Genomic DNA, 26,642 nt, shown 5'->3' on the forward strand with positions numbered 1-26,642 from the left:
TTAGTCAGGCTGACAAACGAGCTGGTTCCAGACGTCATGGTGAGAGCGAGAGGATGTGCCGATGGGGCTCATCGACAACATGTGGAAGAAGGGGAAGGCCGACGGCACGTCCTCTGACGGTTCGGAAGCGGCCGCCTCGCCGACCGGCGACGGCAGGAAGCGCACCAAGCGGCGCAAGCCCGAGGAGATGCTGGCGAGCGTGGTGCGGGAGAGCACCGTCAACGCCGCGATCGACCTGTTGAGCCGCAACGAGCGCTTCGTCCTGCCCGGCGGCAACTCCTGGGCGGCGCTGGCCCTGCCGGTGGAGAACATCGGCGGCCTGAGCAAGAAGCAACAGAAGGACGAGGCCAAGGGCTCGCTCATCGAGCTCATCAACCACGACCACATCCAGACCATCACCACCCGCCAGCTCCTCAACGAGGAAGTCCTCGGCATCATCCCCACCGTCCAGACACTGGAGCGTATGGGTGAGTACTCGCTGCTCACTGACGCCACGTACTACTGGATGGTGCTGAGCCCGAGCCAGGATCGCCAGGAACTGGTGGTCGAGGCCGTCATCGACGAGGGGACCACCTACGCCGAGGCGGTGGCGATCGCCGACGGCAGCCGCAGCCTGGCCGACCGGCTGCCGCAGATGTGGGCCTGGACCCAGGCCATCAGCGCGACCACGACCCGCACGGCTGCCCCGAACAGCACGGACGCCGCCCCGTTGGCCAACACTGTCGCCATGCCGCAGTCGGCCCCGCCCGTCCCTGACGACAGCGACCGCCTACCAGGCGCGGTGGCCACGGCCCCCACCCCTGAGGTGGGCGTCGCCGACGAGGAGCCGGGGGGCGATTCCCTGGCCGACGGCGAGTTCTCCGCGGACCTGTTCGACGATGACCTCGGCGACGACGAGTCCGGTGCCTACGACGACGATGTGGACGACGACGGCGCGTACGAGGACGGCACGTACGACGACGAATACGAAGAGGACGAAGGGGATGAAGGCCCGGGCTTCGTGACGGAGGGGGAAGGGGCGCAGGCCCTTGCCTGGACGCACTATGCCGAACAGAACCGGGAGCGGGAGTTCACCGAGGAGCAGGTGCGGGAGACCATCGCGCGGCGCTTCCTCTCCGACGACCTGGGTCTGGAGATCCCGTACTCCGAGTTCGAGGCCACGTTCGACACCCAGGCGCCATCGGTGCGGCTGGAGTTCGGTGACGAGGTCTCCGACTGGCTCGGCGAGCAGATCGCCGTCATGGCCGAGCAGGCCAATGCCGAGCTGACGAAGCTGCACAGCGACCACAGAAAGGAGCTGCGTCAGTTCTTCGTCGAGACCATGAGCCTGCACGCCGAGTCGGTCATGCGTGAAGTCGACGAACATCGCGAAGGATCGGCCTACCAGACGCTCTCGGCCGCAGCGGAGCAGGAGTTCGCCGACCTCAAGGCCAGGGTGTCCGAGGACGTCGGTGTCCGGCGGGCGGAGATCACCCGGCGCTACGAAAAGGACGCCGATGAGCGCGCCGAGGTCGCCGCGGCCCAGGCCAGGCAGGTGTTCTGGGACCGGTTCCGCACGGAGCTGGAACGCAAGCTCGCCGACGTGGCCCCCGAGATCGAGCGTCGCAACGAAGAGCGCTACGCCCACCAGCGCCAGCGCGTGCTGGAGATGCGGCGCAAGGACGCGCGCACGCGGATGCAACTGGGCACCACACGCACCTTCCAACTGCTCGCCGAGCGCGAAGCCAAGCAGCGCGAGGCGGAGATGGAGCTGCTGGAGCAGTGGAACGTCAAGCTGACACGCTTCATCAGCGACAACCTCAAGCACGACATCGCCCGCGCTGAGGTGTTGGCCGAGCAGTTGCGGCTGGACAACCAGGTCGAGGACCTGAAGGCCGAGCACTCCCTCCGGGTGGAGGAGCTCAACACCGATCGGGAGAACCGGGTGCGTCGGCTGGAGGCCGAACTGGAGCGCGAGCGCGAGCGGGCCGAGGCTCGGCTGCGCGAGCGCGAGGGGGAGTGGCGGCACGAGGTCCACATCAAGGACGAGAAGCTGCGCTCGGCCAACCAACTGTACAAGGACCTGCACGCGCAGATGCAGGACATGGCCGACAGCATGCACCGGCAGTACCGCGGCAGGATCGACGAACTCGAGGGCGACAAGCGCTCCTACGCCGAGGAGCTGAAGCGGACCAACCACGTCCACGGCCGCTTCACCAAGCTCCTCATGCTCCTGGCGGCGGTGCTGGTGCTGATCTCCATCGCCGTGGGCGTCATCGTCGGCTGGACGCTCGGATACGGGTCGACCGGTAGCGCCAGCGCGATGATCATCCCCGCGTGGATCGTCTAGGGCGTGTCCGGTGGATGGCCCCGGGGCGCCGCACGGCAGGGCGAGCCCCGCCCGCGGATCCCGAACGCGCTGTCATATCTACTGATAAACCAGTAAAACCAGCGCATTCTAGCGCGCACGTCAAAAGAAAGGCTCGCCTCATGGCCAGGAGGGGCTCCAGCCCTAGAGCGAGCGCGTGGGACAAACTCTCCTCGCGCAAAGCCGAGGAGACACTCGCCAACCGCGACATCTACGAGTCCCAGCAGCTCGACCGTTCACGCATCGAACGCAAACGGACCCGCACCTCACGCACCATGATCGCCATCGCGGCGGGAGTCCTCGTCGCCGTGCTGGTGTGGGTGCTGTGGTCGGTTGGCCAGTTCACCGTGAGCGCCGTGACCTCCTCGCTCGGCGGGCCCGCCGCCCCTGACTTCGTCGAACGTGAGCGGATGTCGTCGACGCAGTACTGCTACCGCGTCCTCGACGAGGACGGGCGGGTGGTCCCCGACCAGCCGTGCCACGAGACCGAGGACGAGGCCCTGGCGGACCCGCCCCAGTGGGTCATCGACGACGTCGCCGCGCAACAGGCACAGATCGATGCCGAGCGCGAGGGCGAGCCGGACACGTTCCCCGGGTGGTTCCTCCACGTGACCTGGCTCAAGCTCGCCGTGTCGCTCGGCTTCGGCCTGAGCACGTTCGGCGTGGCCTACCTGCTGCTCATGCGCAACCGGGACGCACAGAACCTGCTGCACGACACCAGCGACATCAACCAGTACCAGGGCGACCAGCACATCGCCCTGCCGGACGAGGTCGTCCGCAAGTTCGACTGGTTCCCCGACGTGGGCGCGCACAGCTCCGTTCAGCCGTCCTCCATGATCAGCCACGTCATGGCGGTCCGAAAGGGCCTCAAGTCGATCGAGGTCGCCAAGCGGGCGGACGAGGACGTGCTTGACTCCGACGGCGACGTCGAGTTCCTCAAGGGCGAGATCCTGCGAGACGACGACGATCGGGCGATCACCACGAAGATGCCGCTCATCGACGAGAAGTTCGGCGACGACCTGTTCGAGGCCTCCGGTCTGCCGAAGGACAAGAACATCCGCAAGCGGTTCGACACCACCAGGATCCCCTACAACCCGGACGGCAGGGACCGCGGCAAGCTCGGGGAGCACAAGACCGTCGCGGACATGATCAACGCCGACTGGGAGTTCCCCGAGTACGAGGTGCAGCGCCCGGCCGGCGCCTACATCGTCGACACCGCCCCGGTCAACACCATGGTCCTGGCCATCACTCGCGCCGGTAAGGGCCAGACGTACATCGAACCGATGATCGACATGTGGCTGCGCGAGAAGAGCCCCAACAACATGGTCATCAACGACCCCAAGGGCGAACTCCTGGTCAAGCACTACGTGCGAGCGACGATGCGCGGCTTCCAGGTGGTGCAGTTCAACCTGATCAACGCGATGAAGACCGACATCTACAACCCGCTCGGGATGGCCGCCGAAGCCGCCCGCGAGGGTGACACGACCAAGTGCGCGATGTACATCGAGAACATCGCCGACGTCTTCTTTCCGCTCGACGGCGGTGAGGACCCGGTGTGGCCCAACGCCGCCAACAACGCCTTCAAGCGTGCCGCCTACGGCCTCATCGACTTCTACCTGGAGGAGGAGCGCGAACTGCGGGCCTACGCCGCCCGGGTGGACATGGATCCCAAGGTGCTGGAGACCAAGCTCGACGAGAAGTGGGGCAAGGTCACGCTGTACAACTGCTACCAGCTGTTCGTGCAGCTCTCGGCCAAGAAGGTGAAGAATCCGGCGGACCTGGTCGAGGAGAGCGTCCAAAGGGGTGACTACGGGAGCCTGGAGGACGGCACGTTCCGCGAGGCGGAGGCCGAGGCCGCACTGGTGGAGGCCGAGAACAAGGCGTTCCTGTGGGAGGGCAAGAAGGAGCTGGACATGCTCACCTTGTTCTTCAACGCCACCAACGGGCTGCCGAGCAACTCGATGCGCACCCTGGTCGGCAACGCCGACAACGCACTGCGGGCGATGGGCGCGGCCGAGAAGATGCTGGCCAGTGTCTACGGCATCGCGATCACGGCGATGAGCTTCTTCGCCGACCCGACGATCTCCACGCTCACCTCTGGCACTCCCAGTCAGAACACCGACCTGGGCGGCCTGAGTTTCCCGCGCCGCATGGGCGTGCGCTTCGCCATGAACTACCTCAAGCGCGACCACCTGATCGGCGCCCAGGCCAAGTGGGACGCCTACGCCGACGAGAGGTTCGAGCAGGTGCTCGGCGAGGACTTCGAGCACGAGGACATCGTCTCCCGCGAAGGCTGGGCCCGCTACTACTTCAAGGGCAAGTTCGCGGGCGACATCGCCTATATCCGACTGCGGTTGTTGAACCCGCAGACCGGCATGCTGATCCGCACCTACTACTTCAAGTTCAAGAAGGACTACCAGACCTCGCTCAACGGCCGGTTCTACATCACCGACCCGGTGACCGGCGAGAAGATCATCCGCAACGGGATCCTGCTGGAGCTGAAGAAGCAGGACGGCGGCTCGTTCGCGCCGGGGCATACCACCTACCCGCAGACGCGGCTGACCAACATCACGGGGGCCCTGCCCCAGAAGGAGATGGGTCAGGCCAACGCGATCACGCAGACGATGGTGCGCTATTCGGAGCAGCCCAAGGTCGTGTTCCTGGTGACGCCGCCGCACCTGATGAAGTACGCCAAGCTCATCCTCATCCTGATCAAACAACTGGTCGACCTGAACTTCGACAAGTCGTACATGACCAAGGAGAACCAGAAACCGCTGTACAAGACCCGGTTCATGCTCGATGAGCTGGGCAACCTCCAGTCGGAGGGGCACGGCATCTCCGGCTTCGAGACGATGCTGTCGATCGGCCTGGGCCAGGAGCAGCAGTTCACGCTCATCCTCCAGACGCTTCAGCAGTTGCGCGACGTCTACGGCGAGTCGGTGGACAAGATCGTGCAGGGCAACACCTCCAACATCGTCTTCCTCAAGAGCACCGACGACTCGATGCTCGACACGCTGGAGAAGATGTCCGGCAAACGCCACACCACCTACATGGACTCCAAGACCGTGACCCAGGACAAGGGCCACGTGGTCAAGGGCATGAGTGTGGAGGGCAAGGTCTCCTACACCATGTCGACCAAGGAGGAGCCGGTCATCTCCTACAACGACATGGCCTTCATCTCCGAGCGCAACTCGATCGTCTTCCGCGCGGGTGACTCGCCGGTGTGGAACCGCAACGAGACGATCCTGCCGATGTCCTGGCGCATGTTCAGGGACACGGTCAAGCAGCCCGGGCACGACTACACGCTCCAGACCATCCCGACGCTGTCCAGCGCGGTCGACTTCGACGTGCGGATGAACCAGCCCGATTTCGAGGCGATGCTGGCCAAGCGTATGCAGCAGGCCGAGCTGACCGCCGAGTGCCGGGAGAAGCACAGGACGGCCCACGGTCTCTCCGAGGTCGACGTCGCACGGCTGGACCCCGACACCTACGCCAACGAGGTCATGGAGCTGGTCGACGCCGCGCGCGGCGAGGCCTACGCCGAGGAGCACGACCTCGGCGACTCCGACGACGTCGACCTGGAGGACCTCGAGAACGCCATCAACCTGGACATGCCCTGGGAGTTCGACACGGCGACCCAGCAGGCGGTCGACTCCCAGCAGGCGAGGATGACCGAGTTCCGTCGGCTGCGCTACGCCAACAACCTGATCAGCCGCGACATGCTGGTTCACTTCTCCTCCGATCCCGCGCGACCGCACGCGGGCGCGTTGGACGGTCCGCTGGACGCCCAGATCATCGAGGCGTACAAGTCGGTACGGCCCGCGTTGGAGCGGGACGGAGCCCACTTCTCGGTGAGCTCTGACGGAGCCCTGCGCAGCGCCGACGGATCGCAGGTCTACATCTCCCGCCAGGACGAGTCCGAAGCGATGCGGCGGCTCCAGCAGGCCAGTGAGAGCGAGACCGAGCGGGTGTTCACCGAGGACCCGGAGAACCTGGCCGACCTGCACGGGTTCCGTGTGCACGGCGCGTTCTACGAGTTCCTCGCCGAGCGGGAGGGCTGGCTGGACCTGGCCCGCGGCGAGTTCGATCGGGCGATGGCCGACGTGATGCGTGACGAGGGCTAGCCGGGAGGTCAGCGGTGTGGGGCAGAGGCAGGTGAGGGGTGGCGGCATGGCTGATGGACGAAGAGACCGTGGTGGGCGGACCGGCGCGCGTCCAGGTGAGGTGACCGGGACGGGCGAGGACGGAGACGGTCGTGGCGACGCGTAAGAAGAGGACGTTGAACGCCAAGACGTACCGGGCCCCCGACCCCGTCGAGGACACCGCGGACACCGAGGCGCGCGACGTCGGCAAGGAGACCGGACGTCAGCGTCGCGCGAGGCACAGGGCCAACTCCCCGCGGGCCCAGCGCGAGCGGTACGACCGAGAACTGGCCGACAAGCAGCGACAGGCCAGGCGCGACGCGGCCGGGCACGACGGTGATCCACTGGCCAGGCTCAGGCTTGAGACACAGCACGCGCAGGACGAGTTCGTCCGCCACCTGCGCACCTCGCGCATCGCCTCGCCGGGTGCGTCCCGGTCCGACCAGGGCCGACAGCTGAACGACCTGCACCGGGCGTACGTCCAGCAGATGGTGATCCAGTGCCTGGAACCGCTCAAGGGCGGGCTCACCGCGCAGAACGTGCTCACCACCGTGGGCATGGGCACGGCGATGTGGCTGCTCTCGCCCAACGTCCGCGCGGTGACGGGCGAGTACGCCGGGCAGATGGCCACCGCCATCGGCGGGCAGGCCCGGCGCGAGGCGAGGATCACCGCCAAGGGCGAGAAGTCACGTGCGAAGGAGGCTCAGCACCACGACCGGACCGGCGAGGGACGGGAAGGCATGCGGGGCCCGTCCGGGTGGATGCACCGCAGGCGCCTGGAGCGCCTCGAACGGCTGGAACGCGGCGGTCGCGACCTGTTCACCGAGCACAGCGCCGCACTGGCGCATGTGGGGATCGCCCAGAACGCCTACGACGAGATGCGCAGGCCCGGCGCCGACCGGAACCTCGTCAGGCGGAACTACGAGAGTGCCCTCGGAGCGCTCTACGACTGTGTGGACGAGGACGGCCTGGACCGCGAGGAGGTCGCGCGCGACATGCGCGGCATCGTCGGTCAGCTCATCGAACGCGACCCCGAGCAGGCGGCGGTCTTCGCCGAACTGGGGCACGGCCGGTTCGTCAGGTCCGAACCGACGACCGTCGTCGACGAGGACACCAAACAGACGAGGAAGGTCTGGGAGGGGGACTACGTCGACGCCCACAACGGCGACCTGATCACCGGCGGGACGTTCTCGCTGCGTGAGCCGATGGGTACCGACGAGCACCGTGCCGAGCTGGCCCGGACCATGTACGCCGAACTCACCAGCACGAGGAGCCCAGCCGAGTTCAAGGCGGTCCTGGAGCAGTACGTCGTCGGTTCCAAGACCCTGCACCACCCCGAGGTGGTCGAGCAGATCGCGGATCCCTCGGCACGTGCGCGGCTGAACAGGGCGCGGACGATGTTCGCGTCCATGCGCGGCGACGGTATCAGCGAGCGGGACCAGAAGCTGGTCTACGTGGGCGGGTTCGTCGAGTCGCTGCAGGCCATGGAGCGGACGCACCCGCAGAAGGTGGCGCAGTGGCGACAGAGTCTGGGGCCCGAGTGGGAACAGCGGATGCGCGATCTGATCAGCGCGAACAGCGGGTTCGGCGAGCAGACCGACCGTGCGCGGACCGATCGCGGGCAGCGAGGGGAAGGCGACAGGCGCCCGACGGATCCCTCCGGGGGGCGCCCATCGTCGAGTGCCACGGCGAGGCGGCTCAGGATGTTCGCCAACCAGAAAGCCAACGATATGCCGTCAGCCGTTCGTCCTGCGATCAGAATTACTCCCCGGGGGGCGGATCCAGAACAGGACAACGGGCCTGAACTCGGTGGTTGACCGGCCACCGGGGTAGAAAGTGAACAAGCGCAGAGAAAGGCGCAATCATGGGTGACGTCGACTGGTTCAAAGTTTTCGGTATCGAGCCAGAGGACCACAAGCGTTGGGAGGAAATGGAGGAGGACGCGGCCAGGCGGCGCGAGCGGGGAGGCGGTATCGGTCAGGTCGCGGAGAAAGCGGTCGAGTCGGGGCTGGGGTTCGCGCAGAAAGCGGCCCAATCACGGATGGATGCAGCCCAGCACAATCTGCGCGACGATGTGCGCGCAACGCGACCGAAGCGCACGCGCAAGGTGGTGGAGGTGGAGGAGCAGACGGAGTTCACGGATGAACGCGAGTTCGACTGAGCACCCCGTCGGCGCGCCGAGCGGTGCTTTGACCCTCCGACGAGGGCCGGATAGGCTCGTCTACGAGCGAAAATATGACATTGTGCCCTGCTCAAGACGGAGGACCGGACATGGCGGCGACCCAGACCTCTGAGGGTTCGGAGCGCGTGACCAAGCGCGCGTTCATCGCGGCGGTGGCGCGCCGCGTTGGGCTTCCGCAGAGGGTCGTCTCTGAAATCTACGACGCCGCCATCGCTGAACTCATGGACGTGGTGAGCCGAGGTGATCGCCTTATTCTGACCGGTTTCGGCAGCTTTGAGCGGCAATGGCACAAAGGTCACCCGGTGAGGTTCACCAAGGGCGGTGAGGACAAGGTCGACGACTACTCCGTGCTGAAGTTCAGCGCGACTCGCCAGACCAACCAACGCATCGGCCGGCCTCGGTGAGGATGGAATTTCCACCAGCTGCGGCTTTCAGGGAAAAGACCCCTGAAGGGTGCACCCTTCAGGGCTCTTTTTGTTGAGTGCGTCACGGTTTGTGGTTGATGTTGCCCGTGACGTCGTCATGATCGATCGTGTGGAAGCGGCCGTCATCGGTACGGGCGGACCCCGTGCCTCCCTCTGACCACACCGCTACCGTTCCATGTCAGGGCCTTCCTCTTGGCCCTGGTTCTGTCGGCCATTGCCAGTGGGGGACGGCTTGGTGCCCCCTGAGGCCGGGGGAGACAGCCTTTGCTGGAGGCGTGATGGCGTCTGGGTGCCGTGCGCGGGTTTTCCGCTCCCCGGGGGAGACAGCCTCCGCTGGGGGCGTGGCGCCGTCTTCGCGGTGTCCGCGGGTTTCCCGGCGGCCGGGGTCTTGCCAGGTCTCATCGAGGCCGCGTAGCGCTTCTTCTCCTCGTCGGTCGCGGAGAGGAACTGCTCTGGGTGCGACGGCAGGGCGGCGTTGTCCACGCCGAGCTGGCCCGCCTGGAACACGGCCTTCTGTACCGTCTGGTTTCGGACGTGTTCCATGAGCTGTTCGTCCTGGCCCGCATAGGCCACCGTGGCCATGCGGTCGGCTTGGGGGTGCAGCTTCAGCATCGTCGGGGCGGTCTCAGCGGTGAGCTCCCCGCGTCGGATAAGAGCCTGCGAATGCTTCCAGTACTCCGACAGCCAGGTCTGGGCCTGCCTCTTGGACCGTTCAGCCCAGGGTTGGTCAGGGTTGTGGATGATCCAGTCGGTACTGCGGAAGTGCCCGGAGAGGGCACGTCCGAACTTGGTCGCGTTGATGGGCCCGCTGGATTCGAAGGCCCCCACGGAGATCTCTCGACCCAGCTTGTTCTCCCACTTGTCCGTCCAGTCGGCCAGATTCGGGAAGGCCCCCTTGACGGCGTCTTTGTCCAAGTACCCGTGCCCGCCCATGAAGTCGCCCGAGTAGCGGTCGGAGTGATGTTCCTCCCAGTGCTCGCGGGCGGCACGGATCATGCGGGTGCTGTTGATATCGAGATCGAAGTCGCTCGGTACGGACTCCAGACCGAGCCGCCACATCGAGTCATGCGGACGGCGCTTAGGGCGTTCCCCGCTGTCGCCGAACCATTCCTGCATGCGCTTGGCCGCCTCGGGATTGTCCGATATGTCCTCCTGTCGGGGTAGCTCCTTGTGCATCCCCGAGAAGAAGCCGGAACCGGTTCCCTTGAGGCGAATGTCGACCTGATCCGGTGGGACGCCGTCCCGCTGCAGGGCCTCCAACAACTCCGTGCCGAACTGCTCATAGAGCTCCGGGGTCATCCCCATGGGGGCTTCCTTGCTGGCCAACCACTTGATCTGGACCGGATCGATACCGAGGAAGTCCAGGTCGCGTCTGGAGATGGAGTAGCCGGAGTCGTCCCGGGGCCACCAGTCCGGGTGCTGCTCACCGTCGAGGGTCCGGATCGTCTGGTGGTCGAACAAGTCGGTGGGGTTGAGCTGGTGACCCGTGATCTCCAGTGGCTGCCATTGGGGGTCGGAGCCCTGGACCTGGGCGTCCGGGCTGTTCGTTGGATCCTCCGGCAGGGCGTCCTCGCCGCCTCCCAGAGCAGGGCCACCGACGTTGACACTGCTCGCCGCGGTACGCTCCGCGGCACGTTCCTGACTCCGTCCGACGGAGACGCCGTCCAGCGTGCTCGGTCGGTCACCGGGCAGCGCGACCCATTCCTTCTGCTCGAGGTAGCCCATTCCTGTCAATGGGACGGACAGGACGTCCTGTGCGGGCATGCGGTCGACCAGAATCACACCGGAGCCTCCGCGGGTCTCCAGCCAAGTAGCGGCGACTTGCCGGTCCGCCGACCAGCTCTCCAACGGTCGGCGAAGCGGTTGGAAACTGGCACCGACGTTCAGATCGGCCCACTCGGGCTGGGGCGCTCCCTCCTGCCAGGTCAAGGTCCGATAGCCGATCAACTCTGAGACGCCGCGTTCGGCGAGGATCTCCTGGGTCATCTCGTACTGGGTACGTACGAAGTCCCGCAACGCAGTGCGGCTGTACAGCAGTTCGATGTCCACCTTCTTGCGCGTCTCCGCGTCCGGGTTCCAATCCAGGACTCGGGGGAGGTCGAACTCCTCTTTGGCGGCCTCTTGGAGCGCCAGTGCGCGCGCATTGTTGTTGGAGCCGTAGGCCCAGGCGCCCATCACTTCGCTGACTGCGATCTGGCGGACCAGAGTGTCAGCCTCTGGTCGGTCCATGCGCACGATCTTGTCCGGAGCGTGTCTGGGCTCAGCCGGGTCGAGTTCGTCGACGTGGAGGACGTCGGCGCCCATGGAGGGGTACTGCTCGTTGAACGGTACGAGAACGTATCGGTGATCGCCCAGCCTCTGTGGCATGTCGGTTCCGACCTTCAGGCCGAACGCCGCGAGGACGAGCTCTCTGGTTGGGGTCCGCATCCGCTGGGCGAGGGTCTCGATCGCGATGGTCTTCGCCTGGCTGGTGTCGGTGATGCGGTCATCGTCGCTCATCAGCGCCTCACCGATCCGCTGATGGTCGATTCGTTCCTGCGAGCCCAGGGACGGGGGCAGACGGTGGTGCTTCTCGGAAGCCTGGTTCGGCAGCGTGACCTGGTGGCCAGGAGCTCTGGCCAGCAGCAGATCGGTTCCGGTCGCGTGCTCCGCCACCTGATCGAACCGCTCCATGCGCGCATGGAACAGATCGGGCCGACCGAGCTGGTCGAACAGGGGACGAAGGCCCTCGAGCTGTCGCCGCATGATCTCGATGTCGCCAGGGGAGATCGGATTGTCCACCCAAGAGAACCTGTTCGGCTCGACATCCCGGAAGAAGGTTCGGACGAACGGATTCGCCGCGTCCGGGAAGGGAGCCTGCGAGGTGGTGCCGGCGTCGGCCGCGATCAGACTCTCCCGTCCCCCGAGGACGAGCTGGTCGGTGGTCACGCCGTGGACGGCGGTCAGCGAGTGGTACAGGCCGAGGAACACGCCGTCGCGGGTCGCGGTCAGCCCTTGGTCCGCCAGGTCGGACAGATTCCGATGGCGAGCGGACGCCGGTTCACCATGCATGTGGTCGGTATAAACCTCGCGGAGTCCCACCGGGTGTGACAGCGGGATGCGGGAGCCCACCGCCCGGCCGACGTGCGAGTCGAGCACCTTGGTTCTGGCGTCCTCGGTCTGGACGTACTTCTCGTAGACGGCCCGGGCGCCGTCCTCGAACGTGGCCAGTTCCCTGATCGAGATACCGTCGCCGTGTTCGAGCGCCTGCCTGGCGACCACACGCGAGCCGGTGACCGGGTGCGCGGGCAGCGGGAGCGCACTGGTGCGGGGCATGGCGTCGGCCACGACGCCGACGGCGGGCTGTTCGCCGTTCAGCACCGCTTCGAGGTCGGCCTGGAGCCTCGGCCAGCTCTCGGCGAAGTCGGGGTGAAGGTTCAGGTTCTGGACTTCGGAGACCGGGACCCACTCCAGGGCCACGGTCTCGCCGTCGACCGGCTCGACCGGCATCCGTCGGTCGACCGTGGCGATCACGGTGTCGTACGACCAGCCGCCGTGGTCGTTCCGAACGACCCGCTCGACGTGGACGTCGGCGCGGCCGAGAGTGCTCTCCTCGGCGGCCTCGCGGATGGCGGCCTCGGCCGGGGACTCGCCGTTGTCGCGTGCGCCGCCAAGCAGTGCCCAGGTTCCTCCCTGGTCGGTGTCCGCGCCTCGGTGATGCATGAGCACGAACGTCTCGCCGTTCGCGGCACGGTGGGTGGGCAGCAGCCCGGCGGCACCGAAGCGGCCCCAGTGCGGGTGGCCTTCGGCACAGTTCACCCAACCGTCGCCCGTCATCGCGGGCATCTCTGGCGCTTGGGGGCGCGGCGCGCCACGATCCGGTATCGCTTGGATCCCGACGACCAGGGATTCGGCCGCGCCCACCCACGTCGTGTCGGCCTCGCTCAGGAGGCGTTGCAGGGCAAGCGCGTTCTTCCTGGCCGCGGGAATGTCGAGCAGGATCTCCCGCAGATTCTCGGTCCAGCGCTCGACGTCCACGTCGTCCTCGAAGCCCTGCTCGACCAGCATGAGGCGAGTGAGCTCGGGCGGGAAGCGACTCGGGTCTCCGAAGAGGGTCCCGACTCCGCTCGTGGTGGGCAACATGACGGGCAGCCCTGCGCCAGCGGCCTCCAACCCGACCAGCCCGAAGCCCTCCGCCCGCGAGGGCATGACCATCACGTCGGCCTGCCGCATGTCGGCCAGGAGCTCGTCTCGATCGATCGAGAACGGCTTGACCACGACCTCCCGGCCGGCGATGGCGGACAGCCGTTCCTGCACGTCCTCTACCGTCTCCGGGGCGGCACCGCGTACGGTCAGCTGGACGTCAGTACCCTCGTCCAACAACCGGCGGACCATGAGCGCGGCGTGGTGGGCGCCTTTCTGTGGGGCGTCACCACGGCCGACCAGCAATACGTGGCGTGTCCGTTCCCCATCCCAGGGCGGGAGCCGTTGCTCCTCGAAAGGGACGCCGGGGATGATCTGGTGGATGGCGGGAACATGATCGCCCGGGTTGGTGGCGGCGAGCCGGTGGGCCTCCTTCTCCAGCGTCGGGCCGACCGCCGCGACCATGTCGGCAGCGGCGACCATGCGGCGTTCGATGCCTTCGAACTCCACCTCCAGGTCCGGCCGCTTCGCCACTCGGGCCAGCGCACCGGTCACCATGTGGACCACCTGCACGAACGGTGTGTCCGGGTACCGCTCGTCGCGCACCTGCAACGCTTCGGGACCGGAGTAGCGGCTGTGTCCGATGATGGCGTCCACGTTCGACGGCAGCTCCTCGCCGTCGTAGACGAGCTGTTCCTGCTCGCCGCGGCCGGGGTCGTACTGCCGAGGCCCGATGAGATGGATACGGCTGCCGGGCACGTTGGGCGGCACCTCGTGCCCGACGCGTACGAAGACCTCGTGTCCGGCGGCCGCGAGGCCCTCGACGAGGTTGCGGTTGACGGCCACGATGCCGCCCTTGTGAGGGTCCCACTCTGTGCAGTAGGCGAGGATGCGCAGGCCGGTCCGGTCTGCGCCGCCTTGTCGGGCCAGCCGCGCCCACTCCTCGGAGAACTCCTGCCAGACCGCCTCCCCGTCGGCAGGGTGTGTCTCAGACAGACGCCGCTGGTAGTCCTGGAGCAACCGCTCACGCTCCAGGACGGGCGCGGCCTGCGACTCCTGGACCGCGGCGTTCATCGGGTCCGCTTCCAGCCGGGAGCGCGCGCCCTCGCTGCGCGCCGCCTCCCGCTCGTGCGACGACCGCGCGTACTCGTCCATCACTGGCTGCTCCTCGGGACGTTCTTCGGAGACCGATCCGAGATTGGATGCTCGCGGACAGTCGTGGGTTCCTGCATTGTGGCGAGGTCGGCTGCGGACGGCTCCCCTGTGGGACCGGCATGCCGCGGTCCGAACACATGCGTCTTCACCGGCTACACCGCGCCGTCCACCGGCCAGGACCGCCGCCGAGCGCGAACGGTGACGCGGCGGTCCGTGCCACAGTTGCCCGAAACCCCGTCCTCGACCACGGGATCGTAGTGACAGAGCACGACGATGGGGTCACATTCGTCGTGAGAGTACGGGGTGACGTGGAACTCCTCCTTGGCTTCGCGCGACCGCGAAGGCACAGGCATCCTCCCGACTGGCCAAGGAGTGGTGAAGGGGCGTCACGATAGATAACGGGCATCACGCCGAAATGTGTGATACGGCATCATACATAGAAGAATGACCTGAAACTGTGCAGTGGCCGGTGTTCAGGCCTGCCGTCGTCGCTCGGGGAGACAGGACGACAGAGGGTGTCCGGGCCTTGATTGATGTGCCGAACGCAAGCCGGGGAGGATGGGGAACAAAAGATGACCGACGACAGGATTCAAGCTGAGTACATGCGCCTACGGAACGCCGCGATCGGGGTCCTCGACGCGATGCCGGAGGTGGACGGCCCGTCGGCACAAGTCGATGCCGCGCTGCGGAATCTGCGTTCGGTCCTGGCGGGCGGCACGCCGGCGCCGTTCGACACACAGCGTGAAACGCCTGATCCGTTCGAGCACTCGCTCGCCGCGAAGCGGTACGTGGGTCAGCGGGCGGAGCCGATCTCCCTGCCTCAGCGGGCGGCTGATCTCCGACGGCGGCTCGACGGAGACCGTAGTCCGCAGGCGCGGCCTTCCGACGAGCCGGTCCGCGACGTGATCATCACGGAGCTACGCGCGATGATCGTCGCCGGACTGCTGGAAGAGCTCGCTGCACGAATCTCCCCGGGAGCCGCCTTCGGTCCCGGCCACGACGGCGAGGCACTGGCGCGGCTCGCCACGGATCTGGCGAAGGAACTGTTGGCCCAGACGTTCGTCGGGGAGTAGAGGCGGATTCCGGTCCTCGTGACCGGCCGTACCTCCATACCAGTCCCGATCGGTGTGGGGGTGCGGTCGGCCTACCCCCACCCCGGTCGGATCAGGTGTCGCGGAGGAACTCCTCGGCCTGGCTGCGGAGCGGCTCGGGAGCGACGGACCAGATCGGGAAGCTCATCAACTCGCGCAGCTTGACCGCCTTCACTTCCCGAGGAGCGTCCTTGCGCAGGCCGAGATGGAACCAGGCCTGGTCCAGTTCCTTGTAGGGGAGGTCCCAGGAGACACCGACTCCCCCCTCCACGTTGCCGGGCTGCGGGCGAGCGGCGAAGACTTCGTCTGCGGTCGCGGCCGGGGTGATCTCGAGGAGCGTGAGCCCGAGTTGTTCGATGAGTTCGCGGAACAGTCGCCGGTGGCTTTCGACGGTCTCGTCCGAGGGCCGTTCCCCCTCGAAGTACAGGGAGAACGCCCACGTGTCCTCGCCAACTCGTCCAAGCTCCAGGACGAGGTGATCCGACGTGCCATCGGTGAAGGTGCGGTGTGCGATGCTCGCTGCTGCCCCGTAGCCCTCGGTGCGGGGCGTCCCTTCTTCGAGCTGAAGCGTGTCGTGTAGCCACCGCACCTGGTCGGAGGTCAGACCCCCGTAGGAGAACGCCAAGAGCGCGGGCAGGAGCATGGTGATGGGTCCCTTCTTCGGTTCGGGCCGCGCGGGCCGCGAGGGTCAGACGGTCCGGACACGTGTCCTGGAAGCGCGGCCGATCACCTGTCACGTTAGCCGCTCGAGACCTGTCACTGAAGGGCTGGGCACGGGTCCTCAGCGTACGGTCGACCAGGGCGGGGGCGCTGGGAGGAAGCGCCAAGCGCAGGACGGCTAGGGCCAGAGGGCGGACCCGAGGTGTAACGGCTCGTGCGAGCCGTACTGAACACCGCCGCGTGGGACAAGCTTCACGTCTGGGACGGATGTGTTCACACGGGCTGTCCGGAGCCCTGGAAACGCGTGAGGCCAGGTGTTCGGAGAACCCCGAATGACCTGGCCTAACACTGTTCGGAGCGGATGACGGGAATCGAGCTGTAGTGGGGGGAGTTCCCTGACCTGCGAAAACACGAGAATTCGCAGGTAGAGGCGTTGTATGTCCCCTAGTTGTCCCCGGTTGCCCTGTGTTCCGCCGGACCCCGTCCACCCTCCGGGTGCACCACCGGCCCGTCACTGCCTCGGTGGGAACAGGCGCGGTTCGCCGTGGCGCGCCCCGGATCGCTTTGGCCTGGCGAGGGGTGTTGTGCCATCGGAGGACCGTGGAAAACCACAAGGAAGCACGGGGTTCCGGAACACCGGAGCCAGAACGTGGTGTCCTGACTACGGAGTCGCGACCACGACGGCTGACACCCGACACTCCCCGGCGGGGAAGCGTGTGCCGTAGAGGAGCGAGCGCAGCCGTCCTTGCTCCTATTTGGGCAGGGCGATGCCGAAGGCGTCTGCCCCGGAGCCCGCTTCGAGTTCGAGATCGGCTTGGGAGTAAGCCGTCGCGGAGACCATGGAGCCCCGTTCCATCTCCAGCAGGGTGACCGTGCCATGGCTGTTGCCAGGCGCCCCGATGAGAGGCTCCGCGAGCCCGTCCCCGTTCATGTCCAGCACACCGACGGTCCAACCGAAGTGGTCGTCCTCAGCGATGACACCGGGGACTCCGGCGACATCCTGATCGATCCACACCGAGTCAGCGGCCGCGAGACCACCGGTGGCATTGCCGAACAGAACCAAGGCCGCTCCTGAGCCGGTCGCGCTGCCGATGGCCTCACTGCGCATGCCCACCACCAGGTCGTCGACGCCGTCACCGTCGACATCACCCGCCGCCAGGTCCGCGGCGAAGTAGTCCTCCGGCTCCGGACCACCGGGAACCCCGGGCGTGTCCTGGTCGATGAGCTCGACGTTGTCAGGGGAGAGGCCGTCCGCGCTCGCGTGGAAGACCGCCAACCTTCCGGCCGCGCCGTCCTCGCCGACCTTCTGGTCGGAGACACCGACCGCGACGTCGAGGTAGGGGTCGTCGTTGAAGTGGCCGAGGGCCAGGGCACTTCCGGAGAACTCCCCGATGCCGTCGACATCGGCGGAGTTGATGGTGTCCCAGCCGGCCGGAGCATCCGTGAAGGGTCCCAGCAGCACGTGGATGGATCCACGGTCCGAACTCCGGGAGATCTGCTCGCCGATGGTGCCGGACACCAGGTCGTCCTTGCCGTCTCCGTCGATGTCGCCGATGGCGATCTGCTCACCGAACCGGTCGCCGGACTCCGGGACGCCGGGAACGTTCGCGGTCAGCTGGTCGATCGAGATCGTCGTGCTCATGTCGAGTCCGGAGGCCGACCCGAAGATGACACGGGCAGTGCCCGCGTTCGGTTTCCCGTTCGCGGAGTCGAGCGGTTGTCCGATGGCGAGGTCGTCGTATCCGTCGCTGTTGAGGTCGCCCGTGGCGAGGGAGTAACCGAAGACCTCGTCCTTGACCACAGTTCCGGGTATGCCCGCGCTGTCCTCGTGGATGGACTGGCTGCGGTCGTTGATGAGCCCCGAGCCGCTGCCGTACTGGATGGTGACGTAACCGGCGCCCTCGGTCTCCCCGACGGCCTCGAAAGGGGCGCCGATCACGAGGTCCGCGTACCCGTCGGCGTCGAAGTCGCCACTGGTCAAGGCCTGTCCGAAGCTGTCGCCCTCCTCTGGCGCACCCGCGACGTCCGCTGAGTCCTGGTTGAGGAGGTAGCTGGTTCCGATGAGCCGGGAGATACTGCCCGTCGCGACGGCGACCGATCCGGCGTTCGGGTCGCCGTTCAGGGTGTCTCCGGGAAGCCCGACAGCCAGGTCGGGAAATCCGTCGCCGTTGAAGTCGAAGGATTCCGCGCGGGGATCGCTCGTGCCCGCGACGAGGGCGTAGGTGCCCACGCCACCGAGCAGCAGTAGCCCTGCCGCGGCTGCGAGCCACTTCGTCGAGGTGGGCAGCTGAGAGCCCTTGCGCTTCATCGGTCCCCTTCAGCCGAATCGGGTGAACGGCGGAACCATAACCACCTTGCGTCTCGCGTTGATCACGAGGTTTGTTGATATTTATACCTATTTGTTACTTTCCTCTCGTTATTTAATGGTTACTCCATATTCATTAATTTTGTTCTACAGTGTCCGGGTTCTGTCGAGTCGGCCTCTTCGCTTCATGAGGCCGACTCGTTGCTGTTGGTTTTCGAGCGAGGGAGCCTCGTGCACGCGTCGCGCCGTGGCGGAATCTTGGACAAGCGGACCTGGACGCCGTGGCTGGCCAGTGCCGTGGCTCTTTCCTTGGTGCTCAGCCTGCTGCCACAGCCAGCTCTGGCTCAGAACGCGGCCGTGGCGCCCGTTCCCGCCGAGACTCCGGAGGGCCCCGAGCAGCTCAGCGGTAGCGCCGAAGGGCGTGAGCACGAGGTGTCCGCCGACCAGACCGATGCCACCGGTACCAACAGCGTCGACGCGGGAGACCTCGCTGTCGACGGGGACGCCCTGCCACTGCAGGGGGACGCGGCGCCGTTCGCTCCGATCGAGCCGGAGATCGCTCCTCAGGAGTTCACACAGCAGTCCGACACCTCCGCCGCGACCGAGGGTTTGGGTTTCGACCCCGAACGCAGCGTGGAACTGCCGGAGCAGAGGACGCGCTGGAGCAAGGAGTTCGAGAACCCCGACGGCACCACCACCACGCAGGTCTACCCCGAACCGGTGCACTTTCGAGGCGAGGACGGTACCTGGCAGGAGATCGACACGACACTGGTCTCGGACGCTGAGGCCAATGGCGCGCAGAGCCTGAGCAGCGGCGACGGGACGCGTCTCGCCATGGCCGCGGAGGAGACCGACCTCACCCTCTCCTCCGAGGGGGACTCCCCGGACCTGGTCGCGCTCGGCGTGAGCGAGAACGGCGAGCACAGTGTCACGTTCGGTGTGGACGGCGCCTCCGACGTGGCCGGGAGCGTCCAGGGCGACACCGTTCACTACGAGGACGTTCGGCCCGACGCCGACCTGACACTCCAGGCCGGGCCCGGGATGGTCAAGGAGACGATCATCCTGAACTCTCCCGACGCTCCCCGGGAGTGGGTCTTCCCCCTCGAACTCAACGGCCTGGCCCCGGAGCTGGACGATCAGGGAGCCGTCGTCTTCCGTGACGGGGAGGACCAGGCGCAGGCGGTCATCCCCACCGGTTGGATGGAGGACTCCTCCCGGGACCCCGAAACGGGTGGACCCGCCGTCTCCGGTGACGTCGGTTACCGGTTGGAGGAGAACAGCGGCCAGTGGTCCCTCATCGTCGTCCTCGATGACGCCTGGCTCGACGACCCCGACCGCGTCTACCCCGTCCAGGTGGACCCGAGTGTCGCCGACATCGACACCAACGGGGACTCCTACGTCCAGGACGACTGGCCCACCACCAACTACAGCGGCGACGACGAACTCAAGGTCGGCAGCTACAACGGTGGCGCCAGCAGGGCCATCAGCTACATGAAGTTCAGCGATGTCACCAGTCAGCTGGACAACCGCTACATCCTCAACGCCGACCTCGTGCTGTTCAACCACTGGTCGTCCAAGTGCGACCCGCGCGAGGTCCGCGTCCACCAGGTCACCGAGTCGTGGTCGGCGACCACGGTCACCTGGAACAACCGGCCCTCCGCCGACAGCTCGGCCGTCGCGGCCGAGTCCTTCGCCCACGGCGAGACCTGCGGCGGGTCGGAATGGGAGACCATCGACCTCGGCAAGAACGGCGTCGACCTGGTCCAGGGCTGGGTCGACGGGTCCGAGGCCAACCACGGTCTGTCGATCCAGGCCGACTTCGACTCCAGCTACACCTGGAAGCGCTTCGGGAGCCGACAGTCCGCCAACCCGCCCTACCTGGCCATCACCCACAGCGCGTGGGGCGCCTCCTACGACGTCGGGTCCCTGACCGAACCGGTGACCGGCGGTCAGGGCGGCGAGGTCGACGTGACCGTCACGAATCTCGGTGCCTTCGACTGGGAACCCCAGGGCTGGAACGAGCTTCGTCTGGGTACCCGTGTGCGGGACAAGGACACCGGGGAGCTCCTGGAGGCGGTCGCCTTCACCCGACTGAACGAACGGCTCACCCCCGGCGATTCGGCCACCCTCGACGCCCGCGTCCCCTCGCTGCCTCCGGGCGAGTACATCATCAACTTCGACATGCAGAGGCTGCGCGACCAGACCTGGCTCTCCGACCAGAGCGTGCCCGTGTCCGCCGCCAGCGTCACCTCACAGGACGTCGGCCCCCGGATCAACGACGTCTACCCCCGCCCGGGCGGCCAGGTCGGCAGTCTCACCCCGACCCTCTTCGCGGACGCCGAGAGCATCGACGACTGGCCCGCCAACGCCACATTGGAGTACTGGTTCGAGGTCTGCGCCGACACCGACGGCGAGCCCACCGACTGCGTTGACTCGGGGTGGCAGGACGCCCGCACGTGGGGTGTTCCCGCGGACACCCTGACCTGGGGCGAGCAGTTCCACTGGCGGGTGCAGACCCGAGAGGGAACCCAGACGAGCCCGGCCAGCCCGTACTACCCCGTCGTCACCGCCGTCGAACAGCCCGCGATCACCCGCCACCTGGGCGGCGTCGGCCTCAGCGGCGCGGGACGCGACGTCGACCCGCTGATCGGCAACTACACCACCGCCGCCACCGACGCCGAGATCTCCGCCGTCGGACCCGCGCTGTCCATCAACCGCACCTACAACAGCCGTGACCCGCGCACCGACAACATCTTCGGCTCCGGCTGGAGCACCCGGTTCGACATGCGGGTGGAGCCCGACGGCGACGGCACCGGAAACGTCGTCGTCACCTACCCGCACGGCCAGCAGGTCCGGTTCGGACAGAACCCCGACGGCACCTACGCGCCCCCGTTCGGCAGCTTCGCGACCCTCACCGCCACGGCCGAGGGCGGATGGCGCCTGAGCGACAGGAACCAGACCTCCTACGTCTTCGACTCCAACGGTCGGATCACCGAGGTCACCGACTTTCGCGGGAGAGCCCAGTCCTTCGACTACGCCGCTGACGGCACGTTGGCCAGCGTCAGCAACCCCGGCGGCCGCAGCCTGCACTTCACCTGGGACGGCGGTCGGGTCAGCAGCGTTGCCACGGACGCCCCCGAGAGCGGGACCGAACCGCTGACGTGGACCTACACCTACGACGGCGACCGGCTCACCCAGGTCTGCGGGCCCGAGGACGTCGACGGCGCCTGCACCAGCTACACCTACACCGACGGCTCCCACTACCGGACCGTCGTCCACGACGCCGGGCCGGTCGCCTACTGGCGACTCGGCGAGGACGAGGGCTCCGGTGACGCCACCAGCGACCTGCTCCTGGCCGACGACCAGCACACCGGTACCTACCAGGACGTCCAACTCGGCGCCGCGGGAGCGTTGCAGGGCAGCCCCGAGACCGCGGCGACGTTCAACGGCACCTCCTCCCACGTGCGGCTGTCGGACTGGCTGGTCACCCAGACCCCCTACCTGACGGTCGAACTGTGGTTCCGTACCACCGGAGACGGGGTGCTGTTCAGCTACCAGGACCACACCCTGGACGAGGCGACGCCCGGTTCGCACACACCCGCCCTCTACGTCGGTGCCGACGGCAAGCTGCGAGGGCAGTTCGCCAACGGCACCACCGCACCCATCACCTCGGCCGGTGCCGTCAACGACGGACAGTGGCACCACGCCGCCCTCACCGCGGCGGGGAGCACCCAGTCGCTGTACCTGGACGGTGCCCGGGTCGGCACCGCCGAAGGGCAGATCTCCCAGGACGACCAGCGCTACGTCTACGCCGGCGCCGGTTACTGGACCGACTGGCCCACCGCCAGCGGTGACATCTCCTACTTCTCCGGCGACATCGACGAGATCGCCGTCTACGGCCGCCCCCTGGGCGCCCAGACCGTAGCCGAGCACCACGCGGCGGGCACGCTCTCCCAGAAGCTGACGGCGATCACCCTCCCGAGCGGACGCACACAGGTGCAGCTGGCCCACGACGCCGTGCACGACCGCGTCAGCGAGTACACCGACTCGGGCGGCGCGACCTACCAGGTCTCCGACCACGCCCTGACCGGTGTCGCGGAGGAGAGCGAGGAGCAGGAGGCGGCTGCCGAGGACCCGACGGTCACGGTGACCGTCACCGACCCCGACGGCCGCGACTCCGGCTACACCTACGATCCTCTCAACGGCCACCGCCTGCTCTCACAGACGGACGTGTCCGGCAACACCGCCGCCTTCGCCTACGACACCGGCGGCTTCCTCGCCGCCACCACCGCCCCGGACGGCACCGTGACCCGGACCGGTCACGACGAGCGCGGCAACAAGGTCTCCCAGACCACCTGCCGTGACGCGGCCGACGCGCAGTCCTGCTCCACCAGCTACTACGACTACTTCCTCAACGCCGACGATCCGCTGGACCCGCGCAACGACCAGCTGATCGCCGAACGCGACGCCCGCTCCAGCGGGTCGACCGACGACACGTACCTGACCGCCTACGGCTACAACTCCTTCGGCGACCGGGTCGCCACCACCACCCCGGCCACCAGTGGTTTCCCCGAGGGCCGGTCGACCACCCAGACCTTCACCGACGGCACCGAGGCCGCGGTCGACGGCGGCACCGTCCCAGCCGGACTCCTGCTCACCGCCACCGACGCCAAGGGCGGCACCACCTCCTACACCTACTACGCCACCGGCGACCTGGCGCAGGTGACGGCACCGAACGGCCTGGTCACCACCCACACCTACGACGCTCTCGGCCGGGAGACCTCCAGCACCGTCGTCACGGACGACCACCCGAGCGGCATCACCACCACCTACACCTACGACGGTGCCTCCCGCCTGGTCTCCGCCACCGGACCGGCCACCGCCAACGCCGTCACCGGAGCCGCCCACCAGGTCTCGACCACTTACACCTACGACGCCGACGGCCGGGTCCTGACCGAAACCGTCACCGACCTCGAAGGCGTCGACGACCCCCGCACCACCACCCACACCTACGACGACCACGGCCGACTCGCCTCGACCACCGACGCCGAGAACCAGAAGGAGACCTACACCTACGACGCCTACGGCAACCAGGCCAGCCGCACGACGGCGGACGTGGAGACCTTCCGCTACTCCTACAACCCCAGCGGTGACCTGGCCGGGGTCGTTCTGACCGACTACACCGGCCACCCCGACGACCCGCAGACCGCCACCGACGTCGTCCTGGACTCCTACGCCTACGACCCCGTGGGCCGCCTGGCCGAACACACCGACGCGATGGGCCGGACCACCCGGTACACCTACTACGACGACGGCCTGCTCGCCCAGGAGACACGCGTCGGCTTCCGAGAACAGGACGGCTCCACCCGCGACGTCGTCCTGGCCTCCTACGCCTACGACGCGGCGGGCAACCTCATCCGCGAAACCACCGGCAACGGCACGGTCACCACGGCCTACGAGATCAACGCCGCCGGTCTGACCACCGCCACCGTCCTCGACCCGGGCGGATTGGCCCGCCGCACCGCCTACACCTACGACGCCACGGGCGCTGTCCTCACCGAGACCCTCACCGGGGCCGGGGGCACCCGCACCGAGAAGGTCACCTACCAGCGCGACGCCACCGGAGCCTGGACCAGCCGCACCGTCGAGAACGGCGCCGAGGACCTCACCACCACCCGCGTGGTGGACCAGCGCGGGCTGGTGCTCTCCGAAACCACACCGGGCGGAGCCACCACCGACCACACCTACGACGTCCTCGGCAACCTCACCACCAGCCGCAGCCCGGCCGTCACCGTCGAGGAGTGGAACACCGACGCGGTCACCGCACGACCCGCCACGACCTTCGGCCACAACGCCTTCGGCGAGCTCACCCATGAGCAGGACGAGCGCGGAAACACCACCAGCACCGCCTACGACCGGGTGGGCCGCCCGGTCAGCACGACCCTGCCCGACTACACCCCCGCCGGTTCCAGCACAGCACTGACGCCCACCGTCTCCACCACCTATGACAGCGCGGGACGGATCGCCTCCGAGACCGATCCGCTGGGCGGCACCACCACCTACACCTACGACCAGCTCGGCAACCCTGCCCGCATCACCGAACCCTCGGCCGAGGCAGGTGCGACCGCACCGGTCACCACCCTCACCCACGACCTCCTGGGCGAGCAGCTGTCCGTGACCGGTCCGACCGGGGCGCGCACCGAGGCCACCTACGACGACCTCGGCCGTCAGATCACCCTGACCGAGATCGAACGCCAGCCCACACCCGCCGCCCACACCACCACCTACACCTACGACGACGCCGGAAACCGCACCTCGACCACCACCCCCTCCGGAGTCACGACCTCCACCGCCCACAACACCGTCGGCCAACCCGTCGCGCAAACCAACGCGGCCGGACAGAGCACCACCTACGACTACGGACCCACCGGCCTGACCACCGCCGTCACCGACCCGGCGGGCACCACCGTCCGCACCACCTACGACCTGGCTGGCCGGCCCACCGACACCACCGTCGAGGACGCCTCCGGGGCTGCCCTGGCGACCACGAGCACCGGCTACGACGCCGACTCGCGACCCGTCACGGTCACCGATGCCCTGGGCCACACCACCACCAGCGCGTACGACCCGATCGGCCGGGTCACCACCCTCACCGAACCGGTCGACGACACCACCTCCATCACCACGACCTTCGGCTACGACGCCGCGGGCAACCGCACCCGGCTCACCGACGGACGGGGCAACACCACCTGGTACACCTTCACCACGCACGGTCTGCCGGAATCGGTGGTCGAACCGTCCATCGGCGCCCACCCGGACATGGCCGACCGCACCTGGACCACCGTCTACGATGCGGCCGGACAGCCGGTCGAGGAGCGCAAGCCCGGCGGTGTCGTCCAGAGCACCACGTACGACGCGCTGGGGCGGATCACCGAGGTCAGCGGCAGCGGCGCCGAGGCGACCACCCAGACCGACGGCTTCGGCTACGACCTGGCCGGACGGCCCACGACGGTGGGCGGTAACACCTACACCTACAACGACCGGGGCCAGATCCTCACCGCCGACGGCGTGTCCGGTACCGCCTCGTTCGCCTACGACACGGACGGGCGACTCACCCGCCGCGACGACGCGGCGGGCACCACCACCTTCGGCTATGACACTGCGGGGCGTCTGGCCAGTGCCGTCGATCCACTCACCGGCACCAATCACCAGTACTCCTATGACAGTGCCAGCCGTTTGGACAGCATCGTCTACGGCGAGAGCGCCGTGGAGCGTTCGTTCGGCTACGACGCCGAGGGTCGCCTGACCAGTGACTCCACCGTCGCTCCCGGGCCTGTGCCGGTCGTCTCGGTCGCCTACGCCTACGACGACGCCAGCAGGCTCACCGGCAAGACCACCGTGGGTGTGGCCGGAGCGGGAGAGAACACCTACACCTACGACCAGGCGGGTCGTCTGACCAGCTGGACCGCTCCGGACGACACGGTCACCGACTACACCTGGGACGCGTCAGGTAACCGCATCTCGGAAGGTGGGGACAGCGCGACCTACGACGAGCGCAACCGCCTGATCACGGCTGCGGGGATCGACTACACCTGGACCGCCCGAGGGACCCTGGCCCAGACCACGGAGTCCGGCGGCACCACCACGGCGTTCACCTACGACGCCCGTGGCCGCATGATCAGCGACGGGGAGGTCGGCTACACCTACGACGCCCTGAACCGGCTCATCCAACGCGGTGGCCAGAGCGTGCGCTACGCCGACCAGAGCAACAACGCGGTCTACATCGCTGGTGAGCTCATCGCCCGCGATCTCGGCGGCGGACCACTGGCCACCACCACCTCTGACGGGACCGGGGCCACGATCACCATCAGTGACGCGCACGGTGACGTGATCGCGGCCGTGGACCCGACCACCGGGACGGTCACGGGATCGCGGACCTACACGCCGTATGGCGAGGTCACCGATCAGGTGGGGTCCACGGGTTCGCTGGGTTACCAGGGGGAGTACACCGATCCGGACACCGGTCGGGTGAACATGCACGCCCGCTGGTACGACCCGACGACCGGTGGGTTCTCCTCCAGGGACAGCTGGACCCTGAACCCGACCCCGTCCATCCAGCAGGGCCCCGGAGTTCTCGCGCTACGCCGGAGAAGACACGAACGCCGGATTCGAGCAGGTCGGGCAGGGATGACCGAACCCGGACACGCGAAAAC

At 67.5% G+C, this 26,642-nt stretch carries 10 protein-coding genes; 7 read left to right on the top strand and 3 right to left on the bottom strand.

The features are described from left to right. The first annotated feature begins 61 nt into the window (after positions 1-61). From AB0I72_RS22230 to AB0I72_RS22250, 5 genes are all read left to right on the top strand, one after another. On the top strand, positions 62-2,329 hold the full coding sequence (locus AB0I72_RS22230; protein ID WP_358571741.1) for a hypothetical protein: 2,268 nt from the start codon (positions 62-64) through the stop codon (positions 2,327-2,329). 140 nt (positions 2,330-2,469) lie between these two features. Further along, entirely contained in the window at positions 2,470-6,471 is a 4,002-nt protein-coding gene (locus AB0I72_RS22235) for a type IV secretory system conjugative DNA transfer family protein (RefSeq protein ID WP_358571743.1), read from the top strand. A 155-nt stretch (positions 6,472-6,626) separates the two neighbouring features. Beyond that, positions 6,627-8,306, top strand: a complete 1,680-nt coding sequence (locus AB0I72_RS22240) for a hypothetical protein (RefSeq protein WP_358571745.1) — start codon at positions 6,627-6,629, stop codon at positions 8,304-8,306. 47 nt (positions 8,307-8,353) lie between these two features. Further along, positions 8,354-8,650, top strand: a complete 297-nt coding sequence (locus tag AB0I72_RS22245; RefSeq protein ID WP_358571747.1) for a hypothetical protein — start codon at positions 8,354-8,356, stop codon at positions 8,648-8,650. 110 nt (positions 8,651-8,760) lie between these two features. After that, positions 8,761-9,075: an HU family DNA-binding protein gene (locus AB0I72_RS22250; protein WP_358571749.1), complete on the top strand. Its 315-nt coding sequence runs from the start codon at positions 8,761-8,763 to the stop codon at positions 9,073-9,075. A 186-nt stretch (positions 9,076-9,261) separates the two neighbouring features. Here the strand turns inward: AB0I72_RS22250 and AB0I72_RS22255 are convergent, their stop codons facing one another. After that, positions 9,262-14,373 carry a glycosyltransferase family 4 protein gene (locus tag AB0I72_RS22255; protein ID WP_358571751.1) on the bottom strand — a complete coding sequence of 1,704 codons (5,112 nt, stop codon included), beginning with the start codon at positions 14,371-14,373 and terminating at the stop codon, positions 9,262-9,264. 572 nt (positions 14,374-14,945) lie between these two features. Here AB0I72_RS22255 and AB0I72_RS22260 point away from each other — a divergent pair. Next, positions 14,946-15,446 carry a hypothetical protein gene (locus AB0I72_RS22260; protein ID WP_358571753.1) on the top strand — a complete coding sequence of 167 codons (501 nt, stop codon included), beginning with the start codon at positions 14,946-14,948 and terminating at the stop codon, positions 15,444-15,446. 91 nt (positions 15,447-15,537) lie between these two features. Here the strand turns inward: AB0I72_RS22260 and AB0I72_RS22265 are convergent, their stop codons facing one another. Together AB0I72_RS22265 and AB0I72_RS22270 are read right to left on the bottom strand one after the other, a co-directional pair. Next, on the bottom strand, positions 15,538-16,107 hold the full coding sequence (locus AB0I72_RS22265; RefSeq protein WP_358571755.1) for a hypothetical protein: 570 nt from the start codon (positions 16,105-16,107) through the stop codon (positions 15,538-15,540). A gap of 768 nt (positions 16,108-16,875) precedes the next feature. Next, positions 16,876-18,432 (bottom strand): hypothetical protein, encoded by a 1,557-nt coding sequence (locus AB0I72_RS22270; RefSeq protein WP_358571757.1) that lies wholly within the window; start codon positions 18,430-18,432, stop codon positions 16,876-16,878. A gap of 255 nt (positions 18,433-18,687) precedes the next feature. On the opposite strand from AB0I72_RS22270, the gene AB0I72_RS22275 reads away from it, so the two are divergent. Then, positions 18,688-26,642: DNRLRE domain-containing protein (locus tag AB0I72_RS22275; RefSeq protein WP_358571759.1), on the top strand; the 7,955-nt coding region annotated here is incomplete at its 3' end.

This window comes from Nocardiopsis sp. NPDC049922 (genome assembly GCF_040660275.1).
In the GTDB taxonomy this organism is placed as follows: domain Bacteria; phylum Actinomycetota; class Actinomycetes; order Streptosporangiales; family Streptosporangiaceae; genus Nocardiopsis.